We start from the raw sequence: 18,441 nt of genomic DNA, 5'->3' as shown, positions 1-18,441 counted from the left end.
GTTGGGGCGGACGTGGCTTGATACGGAGCAAATTCCCAGGCGAATCGTCGTAGTATGGGTAGTCGACGGTCGTCCCATGCGACCGATGGAACCTGCACGGGCCGTGACCGGCCCACCGCGTCCGCAACCCGGGAGTTTATACACGTGGCACTGATCGATCGCATCCTGCGCACCGGCGAGAAGAAGATTCTCAAGAAGCTGAAAGGCTACGTCGACCAGGTTAATGTGCTCGAGGACGAATTCCGCGGACTCTCCGACGCCGAACTGCGCGAAGAGACGGACAAATTCCGGGCGCGCGTGGCCGACGGCGAACACTTGGACCTGCTGCTACCGGAAGCCTTCGCCGCCGTGCGTGAAGCAGCCGGTCGCACCCTGGGGCAACGCCACTACGACGTGCAGCTCATGGGCGGGGCCGCCCTGCACCTGGGCAATATCGCCGAGATGAAGACCGGTGAGGGTAAGACCCTGGTCGCCACGGCTCCGGCATACCTCAATGCCCTGACCGGTAAGGGCGTGCACGTGGTCACCGTCAACGACTTCCTCGCTGAGTACCAGTCCGATCTGATGGGGCGCGTGTTCCGTTTCCTGGGCATGGAAACCGGCGTCATCCTCTCTAAACAGCGTCCCGATGTGCGTCGCGAGCAGTACGCCGCCGACATCACCTACGGCACGAACAATGAATTCGGCTTCGACTATCTGCGTGACAACATGGCCTGGTCACTCGACGAGCTAGTACAGCGGGGCCACCACTTCGCCGTGGTCGATGAGGTCGATTCCATTCTGATCGACGAAGCCCGTACCCCGCTGATCATCTCCGGACCGGCCCAGGGCGATGTGAACCGCTGGTACTCCGAGTTCGCCAAGTTGGCTCCGCGCCTGAAGCGGGAAACCGACTACGAGGTCGACGAGAAGAAGAAGACCGTGGGCATCCTCGAGCCGGGCATCGACAAGATTGAAGACTGGCTGGGCATTGACAATCTCTACGAATCGGCGAACACGCCGCTCATCCAGTACATGAACAATGCGATCAAGGCCCAGGAACTGTTCAAGAAAGACAAGGACTATGTGGTCCTCAACGGTGAGGTCCAGATCGTCGATGAGCATACGGGTCGTGTGCTCGCGGGTCGTCGCTACTCGGAAGGTATGCACCAGGCCATTGAGGCCAAAGAGGGTGTGAAGATCAAGGCCGAGAATCAGACCCTGGCCACGGTCACCCTGCAGAATTACTTCCGTCTCTACGACAAGCTCTCCGGCATGACCGGTACCGCCGAAACGGAAGCTGCCGAGTTCATGTCCACCTACAAGCTGGGCGTGGTGCCGATTCCGACGCACCGTCCGGTGCAGCGCATCGACCAGACGGACCTGATCTACAAGAATGAAGTGGCGAAATTCGACGCCGTCGCCGCCGACATCGAGGAGCGCCACGAAAAGGGGCAGCCGGTACTGGTCGGCACCACCTCGGTGGAAAAGTCCGAGTACCTCTCTCGTCTGCTGGCCAAGAAGGGCATTCGTCACGAGGTGCTCAACGCGAAGAATCACGCACGCGAAGCCGCCATTGTCGCCCAAGCCGGGCGCAAGGGTGCGGTGACCGTTGCCACCAACATGGCCGGTCGTGGTACCGACATTATGCTCGGCGGCAACGCCGAATTCGCGGCCGTGGCCGAAATGCAGTCCCGTGGTCTGGATCCGGAAGAGAACGCCGAACAGTACGAAGCACTGTGGCCCGAGGTCCTCGAGGCCGCAAAGAACGCGGTCAAGAAAGATCACGACGAGGTTGTCGAAGCTGGCGGTCTCTACGTTTTGGGTACCGAGCGTCACGAGTCGCGACGTATCGATAACCAGCTGCGCGGTCGTTCCGGTCGACAGGGCGACCCCGGTGAATCCCGGTTCTACCTGTCCCTGGCCGATGACCTGATGCGGCTTTTCAACCCTGCTGCGGCTGCGCGCATCATGAACTCCTCGCGCATGCCTGACGATATGGCATTGGAATCGAAGCTGGTCACCTCCGCCATCCAGAACGCGCAGAGCCAGGTGGAATCCCGCAACGCCGAACAGCGCAAGAACGTGCTGAAATACGACGATGTGATGAACCGCCAGCGGGAGGCGATCTATGCGGACCGCCGCCAGATCCTGGAAGGCCAAGACCTGCAGGCCAAGGTGCAGAATTTCCTCGAAGACTCCATTGGCGCCATTGTTGATGAGGAAGCGTCTAATGAGAGCGGTATCGACCTAGAGAAGCTACTGGGCGATATCAAGCAGCTCTACCCGGTGTCGCTGACGCTGGAAGAACTGGAAGAACAATTCCCCTCGCAGCCCAAGGCCGAAGAGCTCAAGCGAGAGTTCCTCTCGGACGCGCAGTTGCTCTATGAAGACCGCGAACGCACCATCGGCGAAGACAATATGCGTGAGCTGGAACGTCGGGTCGTGCTCCAAGTCATCGGCCGTAAGTGGCAGGAACACCTTTACGAGATGGACTATCTCAAGGAGGGCATCGGTCTACGTGCGATGGCCCAGCGTGATCCGCTGGTCGAGTACCAGCGCGAAGGCCACATTATGTTCCGCTCGATGATGGAGGCCATCCGCGAAGAATCGGTCGGATATCTCTTCAACGTGGAGGTCAACACGACTCCTGCGGCGACATCCCTCCCCGGAGTCACCGACGCTCGCCGCCAGACGATGACACCGACCCTAAACATCAAGGGCATGGACACCCCGCAGCAGCCTTCACGGTTGAGCTACAGCGCCCCCTCGGACTCCGGGGGAGTCGAAACCCAGGTACGCAGCAGTGATGGGTCTGCAGCCAACGGAACCACTCAGTCGAAGTCTGCGCGCAAGGCAGCCGAGCGTTCAGAGAAGGCGGCAGCCAAGAAGGCGAAGCGGGCTCGCTAACCCAACTCGATGGCGGTGACTTTCCAGCCGGTACGGTGACGTTCCAGGCGAAGCGCTGCGGCGCGTACCCGATCGCCGACCTTCACGCTGGTGCTGGCTTCATAAATGTTGTCATCGATGCGATTCAGTCGCGACGACAAGGTCCGGGTGGAGGTCCGGTCCTGATGCTCGGGACGGATTCGCTGTGCCAATTGGCTACGGCGGTTCATCTTTTCGTAGGTGGGTAGGTTCATCCAGCGCGATAACTGGTGGACAGAGCGCAACCCCAACTCGGCCTCGATGCAAGCCAGGCCGACGATACGCACCACTTTATGAATCGCACGTTCGGTCTCGGCTGATTGCACAAGGTTCAGCCGACGCCGAATCTGCGCCGGGCTCAGCGACGCGGAACCATCAGAATCCGGGGCGGTGCTCGGCGCGGTCCGGCACCGTGACGGGTGTGGAGCAAAGAACTCCGGTTTTACCGGCGCCGCGATGTCCAATAACGTCTTGGCTCGAACCACCCTCATGCTCAAGGTGTCAAGAGGACCAGGGTGCGTGGTGTCAATGCTGGGTGCAGACATGGGAAGCTCCTGCGGTTGTGATCAAGGTGATTAGTGAGTCCAAGCCGGAGTGGTCAACACCGTTCCGGGAATCAGGACGTGGGGGTTGTCGCCGATGCTGTGACGGTTCTCCTGCCACCATTGCCGCCAACGTTGGTCGATTTCATAGGCTGTCGCCGAAGGTCCGAGCTCTGCAGCCGCGATACGCCACAGGCTGTCACCGGTGACAACGATGTGCTCGAGGTGCGTGGTGCGGTGGTCGGGGGAAGTGACCACCACCTCCGGTGCCACCGGCATCCATCCCCCGTCCGATGCCGATGCCCGAGCCACGTCGGTCGGGTGGGTGTGTGTCAGAGCCGACGTCGTGTGCTGACTCCACGCCGGCGACGGTGCCTCCCACGAGGATTCGGTTGCGAACGCGGCGCCGCCCGATACGAGGTGCACCCCGAGAACGCCGACGGCCAGTCGCCGCAGGAACCACGGGCTGATCGCCCAACCCCACCGCATCCACCGGCGTGACTGGATGCGGTGCCCAACGAGCATGAGGACGGCTCCGAGGCTCATGGTCAGTGTGATGAGGCAGATCAAAATGCCGATGACCACGCAACCGGCCGCGACCAACAGCTCTACCTGGCCGAGGGCACTCTGTGTGGATTTTCCTTGCAGGCCGAGCCACACCAGCAGAGGTCCGCTGATGACCGTGAGCACGAGGAGCGCAACATTGGCAGCCTCGAGAGATCGCTCCGTCGGTTTCGTGATTGCTGTCGTCATGGTGTCCTCGTCTCCGATGGTCCGGCAATGACAATGTTCTATCAATCATGTCGACTAGGTGTCAATAGATGCTAAAGAACTCTGTTGTGTGCATTTTGATGTAGTTTGATGATTTTTGCGATGTTGACGGAGGCGCAGACTAGTTCGGGTAGGCGCTAGTCTGGTGCGATGAGATGGGAAGCATTGTTCGCTGATCTGGAAGGTGAGCTGGCGGCGCAACGGTGGCAGGAAATTGAAGCCACGGCGGCCGAGCTCACACGCGGCGACAGGGCGCAGATTGCTTTAGGGCAGCGTCTTCAGGCCGCTGTGGGTACTCAGGTGCGCGTGGGCCTGACTGGTGGTGGAATGATGCCCATGATGCTGCAGTCTGCCGCCCCAGAGTGGCTGGGTGGATACGACGGTGCGGGAAGTCTCATTGTGACCACGCGCGCAATTGAAATGGTCGATGCCGATCTGAGCAGGGCGGCTCCACCCGAAGAAAAGCCTCGCGTCGGGGCCAGTTTTGCAGCGGCCTGTCGTTCGCTGTCGCGTCGTCGCGAGCTCGTCGCCGTCACCTCGGTATCGGGGTGCGTGCTGGCGGAGGGGCGGATTGACCTGGTGGGTGCGGACTATATCGAAGTCACCGCATCACTGAGTGGAGGCGGCAGGCGTGGCAGCAGACTGCGCCGGGCCATCCCGATGGCGGCCGTCCAGACGGTGCGTGCGCACCGGATGGCTATGGACTGATGTAGTCCTCAGGAATCGGCGCGCTGGCGCTCTTTAACCTTGACTTCCTGAGAGGCGTAGAGCCCCTGGATGTAGTCTTCCAGCTTGGCAGTCTCGACGCGCCACTGCCCTCGACCGCCGATCTGGATGGCCGCCAGTTCGCCTGAGCGAACGAGGGCGCGCACCTGCGCCACCGAAATCTGCAGTTCTTCCGCAACATCGGTCAGCGTCAAGAAGCGAGGCATGATGACCGTCCGTTTCTCTGTCGATGAATCATAATCCATCTCAGTTTCTCACAAGAGTGAAGTCCGAGGGCGAGTTTCCACCAGGCTGTTCACTGAGGAGATAAATGAGGCCGGTTATCCACAGAATGATCAGTTTTGGCCCAATTTGATGCTCTTTGCCGTACAGTGGTGAAAGCGTGCACGGCGGAGTTGAGAATGTGACTGAACATGAAGACGAAGGCCTGTACGTCGCGCTGACATTCCGACAGTATGTCAGTTTGAAGGTACGACCAATGACCAGGAGAGAGTCGAGATGACCGATCGCGCTGATGCTCCACGTCTGAGACGACCTGGCTGGAAAGATCCACGACTGTTGGTGGGTGTTCTGCTGGTGATGGTATCCGTCGCAGCGGTGGTTCTTTTGGTCCGTCAGGCCGATTCTCGGGTTGAGTATTGGGCGGCCGCCCAGGACATCACCCCCGGTACCGCGCTCAAAGCCGAGCACCTGACCGTGGTGTCAGCGAATCTGGGGGATTCGTCGCAAGGCTACCTGCCGGCCGATCAGCCGGTGCCCGACAATGTGGCGGCTGTGGCGACCGTACGGCAGGGCGAACTACTGCCTGCCGGTGGGCTTGCTGTTCGCGACCCCGAAGAACGTCAGCAGATCACGGTTCAAGTCTCGGATGTGGTGCCGGAGCATCTCAGCAACGGCGACCGAGTCGACCTATGGGTCGCTTTCCCAGATGACACCGGCCGCGGATTCTTCGAGCCCGAGCAGGTGGCCGTCTCTGCCGAAGTCGTGGGCACCTCAGAATCGACAACCGCGTTCGGAGCCGGTGTCACGGGCAACGTCGCTTTGATGCTGGGTCCTGAAGAAGTGCCGGAAATTTTGGGTGCACAGGCGAATGGGGCGCGGATGACCATCGTTCCCTCACTGGGCTCGTCCTGACACGGGGAGACGGATGAAACCGCTAACTGTTGCCACCACGTTCAACCCGCGATTCGACCATGTGACGAGTATTGAATCAGTTCGTGGAAATGTTTTGGTCACGCACCGCTGTGATGATCTACCCGAACTCATGAGTTTGGGGCGGTCGGGGATCGTCGATCTTATGCTGGTTGCTGGTGACACCGATGATGTGGGTCGCAACGTTCTGGAAGCGGTGCAGATACCGGGCGGTCGCTCACCGGCGTTGGCGGTCCTTTCGGATGTGTCGTCGGAACGGGAGCGCCTCGAATCGTTAGGCATTGCCGCCACCAGCCCGGACCTGGATCCGTCGAAGTTGGTGGCGTGGCTCTCTGACGTGGTGCGGCAGCACCGCGAAAGTGACCAGGGTTGGCGATCCAAGACTGTAGAACCGGCTGGCGCGGAACATTCCGGTGGCGATGCTGCGCCATGGACTGTCGAGGACGACGCCGGTGAGTCTGCAGGGACCCCGTCGACTCATCGCGACGCCGGGCAACCGAGACAGACACCTGGCACCGTGACCGCCGTATGGGGCCCGATCGGCTCGCCGGGTCGCACCACCGTTGCTATCAACCTGGCGGTGGAATTGGGGCTGGCAGGTGAAGACGTCGTCCTCATCGATGCCGACACCTACGGCGCATCGGTTGCTGCGATGCTGGGTTTGCTCGATGATTCCGCCGGTATCGCTCAGGCCTGCCGTGCCGCAGAACGCGCCGACATCAGCGGGGCCAGGCTGAAATCGTTGGCCTCTCCGATTCGAGTGGCCGGGACCAGGATCGACGTGCTGACGGGGCTGACTCGTCCGGATCGTTGGGCTGAGTTGCGCGCGGCGTCGCTGGCTCAGGTGTTGTCCCGTGCGACCGACCAGTGGAGCCACGTCGTGGTGGACTGCGGATTCGGCTTGGAAGAAGACGAAGAGCTCAGCTTCGATGTGCCCGCCCCGCAGCGCAACGGGGCCACGCTGACCGCCCTGACGGCAGCCGATCATGTGCTGGCGATCGGGACGGGGGACCCCGTGGGTCTGCCCCGACTGATCAAGGGCCTCGATGACGTGGAGCGCCTGGTCAGCGCTGAGAAGTCAGTGCGCATCGATCCGGTGATCAACAAGGTCAGCGCCAGCACCTCCGGTGTGGGTCCGCGGGCGCAGATCCGTTCGGTGTGGAGCCGCTACGGATCCCAGTACGAGGTGCATGCGTTCTTGCCCCACGACGCCAAAGCGGTATCCAACGCCCTGTTCGGCGGCCAAGTGCTGGCGGAAGCCTCCCCGAAATCATCCATCCGCATCGCGATCGCCGGTGTCGCCGCGAGAGTGCGGGCCGGTGCGGAAGGGCTTCAGTCGGAGCCAGCGTCCAGGTCAGCGTCGGTGTTGTCATCCGAACAACGGGACAGCCGTCGGCGTCGTCGTGGAAGCACCCGTGCGACGATGAACCCGGTGAGCAGAATCGTGAACAGATTTAGCCGAACCAAACAGGGGTGAGAACTACAACACGCGGCGGGCTATCGGTAGGGTAGTGACGTGGAGCAATGGGGCTCCGCAAAACCACCATGAAAGAGATTGCACTCAGATGACTGCTACCGTCTCGCTCTGGTCGCTCGAGCATGCCTCCGAGTCGACCACGTCCGGACCCGCCATTGAAAAACTCACGCAGGCGTATTTTCGCCACGTCTCGCACAACGATCAAGAAGAGCTCGGTCAACGAGGACGGCTCGAAGCGGTCGAACATCACCTCAAGCTGGCGCAACGGCGCGTCAGCGAGGAGCCGGTGGTGCGTGTGGATCGGGCCACCACCTCCGCAGTGCTGCGTGTGGTGCAAGCCGATATGCCCTTCCTGGTGGATTCCGTTGCCGCTGAGGTGACTCGGCAGGGGTACGCCATCCACATGGTCGCCCACCCCACCTTCCTGACGCATCATCAGAAAGACACCGGTGAACTGGTCGGCATCTTCGATATTCCGGCCCAGGGTCCCGTGGCCTCCGGCGATACGGCCGCGCTGACCGGTCTCGGTGCTTATTTGAGCGGTGACGACGTGCGAGTGGGCGTGGAATCCTGGATTAGCATCCACACCACCGGTCCAATGTCCGAAGCGGCCGCCGCGGAACTGGAAGAAGGCGTCACGCAGGCTCTGGCCGATGTGCGCGCTTCCGTGCGCGACTGGGAAGAGATGCGGGCGGCCGCGCTGAGTGCGGCTCAGACGCTGCGTCACGATGCGCCGTCGCAGGCGCTGCAGGTCAACCGCTCGGCCGACCTGCTGGAGTGGATGCGCAACGGCAACTTCACTTTCATCGGCTACCGCGAGTACGTACTGCGCACCGGAGATAACCACCAGGTGCTGCACCCCGTGGAAGGCACCGGTCTCGGTGTGCTGCGCGGCCGACCGCCTGCGTCGCCGTCGCCGCTGAGCGTGTCAGGTCGCAACCAGATTGAGAAGCCGACCCCGCTGATCATCACCAAGACTAACTCCCGCTCGCGTGTCCAGCGCCACGCCTACATGGACTACGTGGCGGTCAAGACCTACGACGAGCGCGGTCGTGTGGTGGGGGAGCGTCGGTTCATCGGGCTGTGGAGCGCCTCTACCTATACCGTCTCCATTCGGGACGTGCCCGTGCTGCGTGAGAAGGTCGACGAGGTTTTCGATCTGGCCGGTTTCTCGCGCACCTCGCACTCTGGTTCCGAGCTGACCAACCTGCTCGAAACCTACCCCCGCGACGAGCTGTTCCAAATGACCGCCGAACAGCTCTGGGACGTGGCCCGGGAAATCCTACAGCTCGAAGAGCGCCGACGGACCCGGTTGTTCCTGCGCCGTGACATCTACGGTCGTTTTCTGACGGCGCTGGTGTTCCTGCCGCGAGACCGATACAACACCGGGGTGCGCCACCGCATCGAAGCGCTGCTGCTCGACGAGCTCGGCGGTGTCTCGGTGGAATATCAGGTGCGACTCACCGAATCGTCGCTGGCACGGTTGTTCTTCCGCGTGCAGTTGCCTTCCGACTGGGACCGGTCCGGTTCGCTGCAGTCGGATCTGCTGGAGCAGAAGCTGGTCAGCACCGTTCGTTCGTGGAAAGAAGGCGTGGACGAACAGGCCCTGGTGGTCTTCGGCGAAGACACCGGTGTGGCCGCCGCCCAGCTCTGGGACGAGGCCTTCCCGCCAGCCTACCGAGTCCGTTACGAGGTGGAGGATGCGCTCGAGGACATCTCCCGTTTCACCGCCCTGCCCGGCGACGGCACCCCGGCGGTCTACATCGCCCCGCCCGGAGACAAAGCCGTACGGGATGCGGATGAGGACGACGAACGTCTGCGCCTGAAAATCTATTCGGATACGCCCCGTACGCTGACCGAGATTCTGCCCGTGATCCAGAACCTGGGACTCACCGTCACCGATGAGCGTCCCTTCGTGATCACCCCGGCCGATGGCCGGACCTTCCACCTCTACGACCTCGGTGTGCTGACACCAGACGATATCGAGCTCGGGCCCGTTTCGAATCTGGTCTCCGAATCGGTGGCCGAGGCGATGACGGGGCGCGCCGCCTCGGACGCATTCAACCGCCTGGTGCTGCGCCAGGGACTCGACGTGCGTACCGTGTCGATGCTGCGCGGCTACGGACACTATCTGCGGCAGCTGGGCGTGCCCCACTCGCCGGATTTCATGGCGGACACACTGTTGCGCAACCCTAACGTGACCGCTGGCCTGGTGCGGTACTTCCAGGTGCGGTTCGACCCGGAGCATACGGAGATCGTCAGCCGGCCGGAAGCCTTGGTCGATGACTTCGAATACGGGGGTGAAGCCTCCGAGCTGCGCCACCAGGTGCTCGACGCCGTCAACGAGGACATCCTGGTCGCACTCGACGCCGTGCCGACGCTGGACGCCGACCGTGTGCTGCGCGGCTACCTCACCGCCATGGGAGCCACCGACCGCACGAACTTCTACCAGCACCACGAGTGGCTGTCGCTGAAGATCGTTCCCTCGCGCATCCCGTTCGCCCCGGCGCCTCGCCCAGCCCACGAGATCTGGGTGGAATCGCCAGACGTTTCCGGCACCCATCTGCGCTTCGGCGCGGTCGCTCGCGGCGGACTGCGCTGGTCCGATCGTCGAGAGGACTTCCGCACCGAGGTGCTCGGCCTCGTCCAGACCCAGCAGGTCAAGAACGCCGTCATCGTGCCGACCGGCGCAAAGGGCGGGTTCTACGCGCACCGGTTGCCCGACCCCTCGGTGGATCGCGGGGCGTGGATGGAAGCGGGCAAGGACGCCTACCGCACCTTCATCCGCGGTTTGCTCGACGTCACTGACAACCAGGTCGTCGATGCCGAGGGGACCCGAACGATCACCCGCGAAGGCATCATCCGTCACGACGCACCGGACGCCTACCTTGTGGTGGCCGCTGATAAAGGCACCGCCTCCTTTTCGGACACTGCCAACGCCATCTCTGAGGAATACGGGCACTGGCTCGGCGACGGCTTCGCCTCGGGCGGTTCCGAAGGCTACGACCACAAGGGCATGGGCATCACCGCCCGTGGCGCCTGGGAGTCCGTACGCAGCCATTTCGCCTCCTTCGGTCATGATGTGCAGACCGAGGACTTCACCGCGGTGGGCATCGGCGACATGTCGGGGGACGTGTTCGGCAACGGCATGCTCCGGTCCCGTCACACCCGCCTGGTGGCAGCGTTCAACCATCTGCACATCTTCATCGACCCGAACCCCGACCCGGAGGTCTCCTTCCAGGAACGCGAGCGGCTGTACTCGCTGCCCCGTTCGTCGTGGTCCGACTACGACCCCGCACTGATCAGCACCGGCGGCGGCGTGTTCGACCGATCGGCCAAGTCGGTCGGCATCACCCCGGAGATCCGGGAGCTGCTGGACCTCGACGAGAGCGTCACCACCATGACGCCGACCCAGCTGCTCAAAGCGGTGCTCAGCGCCGACGTCGACCTGCTGTACAACGGCGGCATCGGCACCTACATCAAGGCCACCGGCGAGTCCAACGACGTCGTGGGCGATCGTGCCAATGACGCGATCCGAGTGAACGGTGCCGATCTGCGCGCAACTGTGGTCGTTGAAGGCGGCAACTTGGGAGCCACCCAGCTGGGCCGCATTGAAGCCGCGCGCAACGGGGTACTAATCAACACTGACGCCATCGACAACTCGGCCGGCGTGGACACCTCAGACCATGAGGTGAACATCAAGATCCTGCTCAACGCGATGATCCAGGATGGCAGTCTCGATCCCGACGAGCGTGCCGAAACCCTGCGCTCCATGACTGATAACGTTGCACAGCTGGTGCTGGCCACCAACAAGGCGCAGAACGTGTTGTTGCGTAACGACTCGGCGCGGGTGTCGGATTGGATGCCCAGCTTCATCCGGCACGCCTCCTGGTTGGAAGCCAACGCCGGGCTGGATCGCAGCATCGAATCGATCCCGACCACCGAGGAGCTCAACCAGAGGGTCCAGCAGGGGGAGGGGCTCACCACTCCCGAGCTGTCGGTGCTGCAGGCCTATACCAAGATCAACCTGACCGAACAGCTGCTGGAATCCGACCTGATTGACGACCCTTGGTTCGCCAAGGTGCTGATCCAGTACTTCCCGCGCCGTGTGCGCTCGCGGGTGGATGCGATTCAGGCGCACCCGCTGCGGCGTCAGATTATCGCCACGATGGTGGCCAACGACGTCGTCAACGTCGGCGGCACCACCTTCGTGTTCCGCGCCCAGGAAGAAACCGGCGCGGAGACCACCGCGATCGTCAAGGCCTACATCGCCTCCAAGGAGATCTACTGGCTGGACCGCTACATGTCTCAGCTCCAAGACCTCCCGGTGGGCATCGACCCGGCCACGCGCAGCCTGGCCTACCAGGAACTGCGCCGACTGCTGGACCGTGCCGTGCGGTGGATGATCCTGCATCGCGGGATTGACGAGACCCTCGAGGACCAGATCGGGGATCTTGCCGTGCCGGTGCAGCGCCTGGCCGCCCTCCTGCCAGGAATATTTGTCGGCGAGGTCGACGAGCGTTACACGCTGTGGAAGGAGAACAACCTGCGTGCGGGCTTCCCTGAGGGGATCGCCGCGGTGCGCGCGATGGCCTTCGAAACCTACGCGCTACTGGATATCGTGACCCTGGCCCGTCGCCAGGACCTGGACCCGGTGCGGGTGGCGGAAGTCTACTTCCGGCTTTACGACGAATTCAGCGCAGATGAGCTGCTCGACTTCATCACCTTCCTGCCGCGCCGCACCCGGTGGCAGGCACTGGCACGCGGGGCAATGCGTGACGACTTCTACATCTGGATGATCCAGGTGACCGAGTCGGTGCTCAGTCATAACGAGGAAGGCCTCAGCACAGAGGATCTGCTGGGTCGCTGGCACACCCAGAACGAAACCAGGATCGAGCGACTGCGCACCTTCCTGGACGGGGTGCATGACCAGCTCACCCCTGATGAGAAGACCGGTAAGACCGACCTTGCTGCATTGACCGTGATGTTGCGTCGACTGCGAAGCTTGGTGCAATGAGCGGTAAGATCCGTGCATGGTCTTTCCCGTCGCGATGAGCGAAGACACCGAGGAGCACCTGCGCCGGCTCACCCATGACTGGCAGATGATCGCCGATTTGGCGTTCTCTGACCTGGTCCTCTGGGCACCGGCCAGCCAACCGGGGTCAAATGACACGACGGGGTTCACCGCTGTGGCACAGGCCCGACCCTTCACCGCGCAGACCACACTGCACCGTGATGTGGTCGGGTCTTCGCCGCGCGTCGGTCTCAAACCACTGGTGCAGCAAGCCTGGATGACGGGTCAGACGGTGAATCCCAACGACGTGCCCAATCCGGGCAGTTCTCTGGGGGTTGCCGTCTGGCCGGTCATGCGCGGCGGGCATCCCATTGCGGTGGTGACGGTACATCAGAACCTCACCACCCAGCGGGTGCCCTCGCGACTGGAAGCCATCTACCGGCTTAGCGCAGATGATGTGCTGCGGATGATCGCTCAAGGTACCTGGCCGGAACCTGACGCGCATTCGCCCACCGTGGTGTGGGACAACCCGCGTGTGGGGGATGGGATGATCCGGATGGATGCCCACGGACTGGTCACCTTCGCCTCGCCGAACGCGATTTCGGCGCTCCGGAAGCTGGGGATCAGCGAGCAATTGGAAGGCCGGCAGCTGTCACGGTTGGCACTAGACTACATGGATCAGCGTCGCCCCGTGGATGAAAACCTGCCGGCGGTACTCTTCGGCCGCAGCGCGGGGCGGGCCTCCATCGACCTGCGCACGGTCAGCCTGTCATTGCGTTCGGTTCCGCTGCGCCGCGACGGGGAGCGTTTCGGTGCGCTGGTGCTGTTGCGCGAGGTAACGGAAATTCGTCGTCGTGACCTCAAACTGATGGGCAAGGATGCGACCATCCGGGAGGTCCACCACCGGGTGAAAAACAATCTCCAGACGGTGGGTTCGCTGCTGCGCATGCAATCCCGGCGGATGAGTTCTCCCGAGGCTCGTCGTGGGCTGGAACAGGCCATGCAGCGGGTGGACACCATCGCTCTGGTCCACGAGACCATGTCCTTCACTACCGAGGACGACCTCGACATGGATGGGCTGCTGTCGCGGCAGTTCACCCTGGCCGTCGAAGTGGCCTCGGCCGCACCGAATGTGCGTGCGCGTATGCACGGATCTTTCGGGACCCTGCCCGGTAGCATGGCCACACCCTTGGCGCTGGTGATCAACGAATTGGCGACCAATGCTGTGGAGCACGGCACCAAAGCTGGAGGCGGAGTGGTTGAGCTCGAAGCCAGCCGCCGGACGGACGACGACGGCGAATGGCTGAGCATTATCATGCGCGACGAGGGCCCCACGGATCAAGCCGACACGGTGCCGGTGAAGCCGAGCGGTGCCGGTGGTCTAGGCCTGCAGATTGTGACGACCTTGGTGGAATCAGATTTGGGTGGGCGCATCGAATGGCACCCTCGTTCGGAAGCCGGGGACCAGCTGCCCGGTACTGAGGTCAGGATCACGGTGCCGCTCCACGATCGTTAAAGCAATGGGGGCGCAGACCGCAAAAGGTCTGCGCCCCCAAGACGCGTAGGTGATCCGAGTATCAGGAAGCGCGACGTGCGCGTGCGGCGCGGCGCTTCATCGCGCGACGCTCGTCTTCACTGGTGCCACCCCAGACGCCAGCGTCCTGGCCGCTTTCCATGGCCCACTGCAGACAGGTATCCATGACCTCGCACGTACGGCAGATGGCCTTGGCTTCTTCGATCTGCAGCAGTGCTGGGCCGGTGTTGCCGACCGGGAAGAACAGCTCGGGGTCTTTGTTGAGGCAGGCTGCGCGGCTACGCCAATCCATGCGGTGCACTCTCCTTCTGATCAGTCCTGAATCAACACGAATGGCCGACCCTCGGTGAGGGAAAGGTGCTGTTTTGAAAATCTCCTCTGAGAGAATTCGTGAGTAAACAGCCGATGAACTCGTGATGATCTAGACATGAGATCAATTTAAATCTGGGGGATGAATTTCATCCTGCGAAATGTCCCAATTATCATGACACGCACCGAAACGCCATACAAGGGTTCTCGGGAAGAAATGCGGCGGTATACGGGAGGTCTTTGTCACGTTGCTGAGCCTTACCTAACTCATGAGTAGTAATGGGTGTGCGGCCATGGGCGATAGGCTGTCTGCTGGACCATCTGCCTCGGAAGTGAGTGAATTCAGTGAGTGAAGAAGTCAGGTCGGTGACGCCGCCTGCGGCATGGGGGATCGCCTTCATCGTGGGGCTGCAGGCTGCTGCGCTGGTCGTATCCGCCATGATGGTGATCGTCATGCTCGGGGACGGTGCCTTGGGGGTTCCGGCACAGTTGTTTCTCGTCTTTCTGATTTTGCTCGGCGCGGTGTGGCTGGGTGCTACGGCCTGGGGTGTCAAGGCGGGAAAGACGTGGACTCGAGCCGCGGTGATTGTGATCCAACTCTTCGCAGCGATCCTCTCGATGGGTTCACTCAGTGCCGGTGATATTCGCGGTGGACTGCTTCTGCTGGTGCCCGCGGCCGTGGTGTTGCTGTTGCTCTTCACCCCGAGCGTTAATACACATCTGGGTCAGCGGTACATTGACCGCTGACCCAGAGTATCGGTGGAAAATTCGTCAGTTCACCGCACCGGTGTACTTCTCTCCGGGCCCCTTGCCTGGGGCGTCCGGGAAGGGTGAAGCCTCACGGAAAGCTAGCTGCAGGGTTCGCAAGCCGTCGCGTAGCGGACCGGCGTGCTGCGACCCAATCTCGGGGGCGGCAGCGGTGACCAAGCCGGCCAGGGCTGTGATGAGCTTGCGCGCTTCATCCAGGTCCTGCTGTTCCTCGGCGTCGGGCAGATCGGCGAGGCCGCACTTGACTGCAGCTGCAGTCATGAGGTGCACGGCGGTGGTGTTGATTAGTTCCACGGCGGGAACCTCGTGGATCTCGCGAACCTGGTCGTCGAGAGGTGCTTCGGTCTGGGCGCCGGCGTCGTGGCCAACGGGATTCTGGTCGGAATCAGTCATAGGGTAAGCTTGACACAGACCGCGCATGTTTATCTGCTTCGTATCAGAGTGCGAAGCAGTGTATGATGTGTGTTTGAAAAGTGGAGGCCACAGCTCCCACCCGCGTCAGCAAGACTTCGAAAGAAGCTCGAGTTGCCGGGTACTCCGGTTGAGACATCGTTCCTTGGGGCGTGTTGTCGATCGAAGGTCGATGCCGTACCGGCGTCGACAGGCCTCCGCTGCATCTGCACGGAGGTTTTTTCGTCTCCGCGTCTGATGTTCCGGGAGCTGGCTCAACTCATATCTATCAAGGAGACTCACCATTAGCGAGCCAAGAATCAATGAACGCATTCGTGTGCCCGAGGTCCGCCTAGTTGGCCCACAGGGCGAACAGGTCGGAATCGTGCGTATCGAGGATGCGTTGCGTCTGGCCGTTGAAGCAGATCTCGACTTGGTGGAAGTCGCACCGACCGCAAAGCCTCCTGTCTGCAAACTGATGGACTTCGGTAAGTGGAAGTACGAGGCGGCGGTCAAGGCCCGTGAGGCACGGAAGAACCAGACCAACACGGTTCTGAAGGAAGTGCGCTTCCGCCTGAAAATCGATACTCATGACTATGAGACCAAGACGGCGCGGGCGAAGAAGTTCCTGCAGGCCGGTGACAAAGTCAAAGCCATGATCCAGTTCCGTGGTCGTGAGCAGCAACGTCCTGAATTGGGCATTCGACTGCTCGAGAAATTCGCGGACGACGTGGCCGAATTTGGAGTCGTCGAGTCGTCACCGCGTCAGGATGGTCGCAACATGGTCATGGTGGTGGGGCCGGTGCGCACCAAGGCTGAAGCCCGTGCAGACTCGCGCCGCGACTCCACTGGAAACAAGGAGCGCTCCGGAGGCGGATCTCGTCGCGATCAGGCCGCTCGCGAAGCGAAGGCCAAGCGCGAGGAAGCGGTAGCGGAGAACGCCAAGCCGGTGAAGAACTCGGTGGCGGATGCCATGCCTGAGGAACTGAAGAAGATGTCCTCGGCAACACCTCAGCCCCCGAAGCCTCACGCTCCGAAGAAGTAGTCACAGACTCACCCGGACCGAATACCCGGTTCGGGAAGACTGATCCCCAGCGGATCGTTGAGCTGGTTCCGTCGCGGAAGCCAGCGACCAATAGAAGGAGAACGGCAGCCATGCCGAAGATGAAGACCCACAAGGGTGCCGCAAAGCGCTTCCGCGTGACCGGCTCCGGAAAGCTGATGCGTCAGCAGGCCAACCGTCGTCACTACCTGGAGCACAAGTCCTCCCGGCTGACGCGTCGCCTTGCTTCGGACAAGCTCGTTTCCAAGGGCAAGGTCAAAGTCATCAAGCGGATGCTTGGCATCTGATTCTGCCTGCCTGACCAACAACTACAGCTTTCCATCACCGGCGCGAATTGCTGAGTGAGGGACCCAATCGAAGGAGAACGCACGTGGCACGTGTGAAGCGGGCGGTCAACGCCCACAAGAAGCGTCGTACGGTACTTGACCGCGCGTCTGGCTACCGCGGGCAGCGCTCGCGCCTGTACCGCAAGGCGAAGGAGCAGTTGCTCCACTCGTTCGTCTACAACTACCAGCACCGTCACAAGCGCAAGGGCGACTTCCGTCGTCTGTGGATCACGCGTATCAACGCTGCCGCTCGCGCTAACGGCATGACCTACAACCGCTTCATCCAGGGCCTGAAGCTGGCCGGGATCGAGCTGGACCGCCGCATGCTGGCCGAGATCGCCGTCTCTGACGCAGCGACCTTCGCCACCCTGGTGAAGACCGCTCAGCAGGCTCTGCCGGCTGACGTCAACGCCCCGGCAGCATCCCGCTGATCCGTTCTTTCTAGAACGAGATCACGACGCACCCATGACTGAACGCCCCGCACAGATGAGCAACCCTCGGGCTGACCGAGTGAAGACCGTTGCCCGTCTGGCGGGGCGTTCAGCGCGTCAGAAGCAGAATCGTTTTCTGGCCGAAGGCCCCCAGTCGGTACGCGAGGCACTGCGCGCGCACCTCGGCGAATTTGAGGCGACCCTCTCGGGGCACTGGGGTCAAGGCGTGGTGGAAGAAGTGTTCGTCACTGAAGGCATCGCCGCACTGCACCCAGATATCGCCGAGCTCATCGACCAGGCGCGAGCGTCCATTCAGGTTCGTGTGGTGACGGATGAGGTGCTCGAAGCGCTCTCCGACGCGGTAACGCACCAGGACGTCATCGCAGTGTGCACGCTACCCGGAGCGCGACGCAGCGTGGAATGGTTGCAGCAACACGTTACCTCACCGAAACTGCTGGCGGTCCTGTGCCGGGTCCAGGACCCAGGAAACATGGGCACGATCATTCGTGCGGCCGATGCCGCTGGTGCCGATGCCGTCCTCCTCACCAGCGGCTCGGTAGATCCGTTCAATCCCAAAGCCGTACGCTCAACTGCGGGTTCGCTGTTCCACCTTCCGGTATTCACCGCGGTTGACCTGTCCAGCACGCTGGACTCCGTGCGAGAACTTGGCCACCAGGTTCTCGCCGCTGACGGGTACGGGGAAGAGTATCTTGTGAACCTCGGATCGGCGCTTGCCCGAACCACCACCTGGCTTTTCGGCAATGAGGCGCAGGGGCTATCACCTGAGGAACGCGATCTGGCGGATGCTCGCGTCGCAGTACCGTTGTACGGCCACGCGGAATCGCTGAACGTCGCCACCGCCGCTACCGTCTGTCTCTATGCCTCGGCCATGGCGGCAGGTTCAGTGGACAGCGCAAGTCACTAAGTCATTCAGCTGCCGTGTGCGGGGATTCGTTCACATCGGCAGACACAGGTCGGGCCGGGGCATCATGCCCCCCCGACCTTATTCTCAGCTCAGTGTGTCTGCGTCG

The 18,441-nt window shown here is 62.1% G+C and carries 16 protein-coding genes; 11 read left to right on the top strand and 5 right to left on the bottom strand.

What is annotated here, in order from left to right:
- Nucleotides 1–54: 54 nt before the first annotated feature.
- Entirely contained in the window at nt 55–2,889 is a 2,835-nt protein-coding gene (secA, locus tag P8192_RS09495) for a preprotein translocase subunit SecA (protein ID WP_431521106.1), read from the top strand.
- On the opposite strand, the gene P8192_RS09490 is transcribed toward secA, so the two are convergent.
- Entirely contained in the window at nt 2,886–3,452 is a 567-nt protein-coding gene (locus tag P8192_RS09490; protein ID WP_278156541.1) for an Rv3235 family protein, read from the bottom strand. The two genes, secA and P8192_RS09490, sit on opposite strands and share 4 nt — an antisense overlap.
- 30 nt (nt 3,453–3,482) lie before the next feature.
- Nucleotides 3,483–4,202 (bottom strand): LysM peptidoglycan-binding domain-containing protein, encoded by a 720-nt coding sequence (locus tag P8192_RS09485; protein WP_278156539.1) that lies wholly within the window; start codon nt 4,200–4,202, stop codon nt 3,483–3,485.
- 168 nt (nt 4,203–4,370) lie between these two features.
- Here P8192_RS09485 and P8192_RS09480 point away from each other — a divergent pair, with 168 nt between their 5' ends.
- Nucleotides 4,371–4,928 (top strand): hypothetical protein, encoded by a 558-nt coding sequence (locus tag P8192_RS09480; RefSeq protein ID WP_278156537.1) that lies wholly within the window; start codon nt 4,371–4,373, stop codon nt 4,926–4,928.
- An 8-nt stretch (nt 4,929–4,936) separates the two neighbouring features.
- Here the strand turns inward: P8192_RS09480 and P8192_RS09475 are convergent, their stop codons facing one another.
- Nucleotides 4,937–5,152 carry a helix-turn-helix domain-containing protein gene (locus tag P8192_RS09475; protein WP_278156535.1) on the bottom strand — a complete coding sequence of 72 codons (216 nt, stop codon included), beginning with the start codon at nt 5,150–5,152 and terminating at the stop codon, nt 4,937–4,939.
- A 292-nt stretch (nt 5,153–5,444) separates the two neighbouring features.
- Here P8192_RS09475 and P8192_RS09470 point away from each other — a divergent pair, with 292 nt between their 5' ends.
- The 4 genes from P8192_RS09470 to P8192_RS09455 all read left to right on the top strand — a co-directional run bounded on the left by P8192_RS09470 (nt 5,445) and on the right by P8192_RS09455 (nt 14,105).
- A complete protein-coding gene (locus P8192_RS09470) occupies nt 5,445–6,080 on the top strand; it encodes an SAF domain-containing protein (RefSeq protein ID WP_270104921.1) in 636 nt (211 codons plus the stop codon).
- A 130-nt stretch (nt 6,081–6,210) separates the two neighbouring features.
- On the top strand, nt 6,211–7,575 hold the full coding sequence (locus P8192_RS09465; protein WP_278156533.1) for an AAA family ATPase: 1,365 nt from the start codon (nt 6,211–6,213) through the stop codon (nt 7,573–7,575).
- An 88-nt stretch (nt 7,576–7,663) separates the two neighbouring features.
- A complete protein-coding gene (locus P8192_RS09460; RefSeq protein ID WP_278156531.1) occupies nt 7,664–12,592 on the top strand; it encodes an NAD-glutamate dehydrogenase in 4,929 nt (1,642 codons plus the stop codon).
- A gap of 16 nt (nt 12,593–12,608) precedes the next feature.
- Nucleotides 12,609–14,105, top strand: coding sequence for a sensor histidine kinase (locus P8192_RS09455; RefSeq protein ID WP_278156529.1), 1,497 nt, complete (start codon nt 12,609–12,611; stop codon nt 14,103–14,105).
- 61 nt (nt 14,106–14,166) lie between these two features.
- Here P8192_RS09455 and P8192_RS09450 read toward each other — a convergent pair whose 3' ends face one another.
- Nucleotides 14,167–14,415: a WhiB family transcriptional regulator gene (locus tag P8192_RS09450; protein WP_270104925.1), complete on the bottom strand. Its 249-nt coding sequence runs from the start codon at nt 14,413–14,415 to the stop codon at nt 14,167–14,169.
- 383 nt (nt 14,416–14,798) lie between these two features.
- Here P8192_RS09450 and P8192_RS09445 point away from each other — a divergent pair, with 383 nt between their 5' ends.
- Nucleotides 14,799–15,179: a hypothetical protein gene (locus tag P8192_RS09445; protein WP_278156528.1), complete on the top strand. Its 381-nt coding sequence runs from the start codon at nt 14,799–14,801 to the stop codon at nt 15,177–15,179.
- A 24-nt stretch (nt 15,180–15,203) separates the two neighbouring features.
- Here P8192_RS09445 and P8192_RS09440 read toward each other — a convergent pair whose 3' ends face one another.
- Nucleotides 15,204–15,593: a DUF1844 domain-containing protein gene (locus tag P8192_RS09440; RefSeq protein ID WP_270104927.1), complete on the bottom strand. Its 390-nt coding sequence runs from the start codon at nt 15,591–15,593 to the stop codon at nt 15,204–15,206.
- Between the two features lie 334 nt (nt 15,594–15,927).
- Between P8192_RS09440 and infC the strand changes: the two genes are divergently transcribed.
- From infC to P8192_RS09420, 4 genes are all read left to right on the top strand, one after another.
- On the top strand, nt 15,928–16,635 hold the full coding sequence (infC, locus tag P8192_RS09435) for a translation initiation factor IF-3 (RefSeq protein WP_431521105.1): 708 nt from the start codon (nt 15,928–15,930) through the stop codon (nt 16,633–16,635).
- A 110-nt stretch (nt 16,636–16,745) separates the two neighbouring features.
- A complete protein-coding gene (gene rpmI / locus P8192_RS09430) occupies nt 16,746–16,940 on the top strand; it encodes a 50S ribosomal protein L35 (protein ID WP_270104928.1) in 195 nt (64 codons plus the stop codon).
- Nucleotides 16,941–17,023: 83 nt separating this feature from the next.
- A complete protein-coding gene (rplT, locus tag P8192_RS09425; RefSeq protein WP_270104929.1) occupies nt 17,024–17,410 on the top strand; it encodes a 50S ribosomal protein L20 in 387 nt (128 codons plus the stop codon).
- A gap of 34 nt (nt 17,411–17,444) precedes the next feature.
- Nucleotides 17,445–18,335, top strand: coding sequence for a TrmH family RNA methyltransferase (locus P8192_RS09420; RefSeq protein ID WP_278156525.1), 891 nt, complete (start codon nt 17,445–17,447; stop codon nt 18,333–18,335).
- Nucleotides 18,336–18,441: the final 106 nt, after the last annotated feature.

This window comes from Citricoccus muralis (assembly GCF_029637705.1).
Classification (GTDB): Bacteria; Actinomycetota; Actinomycetes; order Actinomycetales; family Micrococcaceae; genus CmP2.
Note: the sequence above shows the minus strand (reverse complement) of the source record. Positions and strands in the feature narration are given on the sequence as shown.

Bases quoted from the DNA above. Each gene is read 5' to 3' on its own strand.
- P8192_RS09485 (WP_278156539.1), bottom strand. From the start codon at position 4,202: ATGACGACAGCAATCACGAAACCGACGGAGCGATCTCTCGAGGCTGCC.
- rpmI (WP_270104928.1), top strand. From the start codon at position 16,746: ATGCCGAAGATGAAGACCCACAAGGGTGCCGCAAAGCGCTTCCGCGTG.
- P8192_RS09475 (WP_278156535.1), bottom strand. From the start codon at position 5,152: ATGCCTCGCTTCTTGACGCTGACCGATGTTGCGGAAGAACTGCAGATT.
- P8192_RS09450 (WP_270104925.1), bottom strand. From the start codon at position 14,415: ATGGATTGGCGTAGCCGCGCAGCCTGCCTCAACAAAGACCCCGAGCTG.
- P8192_RS09465 (WP_278156533.1), top strand. From the start codon at position 6,211: ATGAGTTTGGGGCGGTCGGGGATCGTCGATCTTATGCTGGTTGCTGGT.
- P8192_RS09455 (WP_278156529.1), top strand. From the start codon at position 12,609: ATGGTCTTTCCCGTCGCGATGAGCGAAGACACCGAGGAGCACCTGCGC.
- P8192_RS09480 (WP_278156537.1), top strand. From the start codon at position 4,371: ATGAGATGGGAAGCATTGTTCGCTGATCTGGAAGGTGAGCTGGCGGCG.
- P8192_RS09440 (WP_270104927.1), bottom strand. From the start codon at position 15,593: ATGACTGATTCCGACCAGAATCCCGTTGGCCACGACGCCGGCGCCCAG.
- P8192_RS09490 (WP_278156541.1), bottom strand. From the start codon at position 3,452: ATGTCTGCACCCAGCATTGACACCACGCACCCTGGTCCTCTTGACACC.
- secA (WP_431521106.1), top strand. From the start codon at position 55: ATGGGTAGTCGACGGTCGTCCCATGCGACCGATGGAACCTGCACGGGC.
- P8192_RS09460 (WP_278156531.1), top strand. From the start codon at position 7,664: ATGACTGCTACCGTCTCGCTCTGGTCGCTCGAGCATGCCTCCGAGTCG.
- P8192_RS09470 (WP_270104921.1), top strand. From the start codon at position 5,445: ATGACCGATCGCGCTGATGCTCCACGTCTGAGACGACCTGGCTGGAAA.
- P8192_RS09420 (WP_278156525.1), top strand. From the start codon at position 17,445: ATGACTGAACGCCCCGCACAGATGAGCAACCCTCGGGCTGACCGAGTG.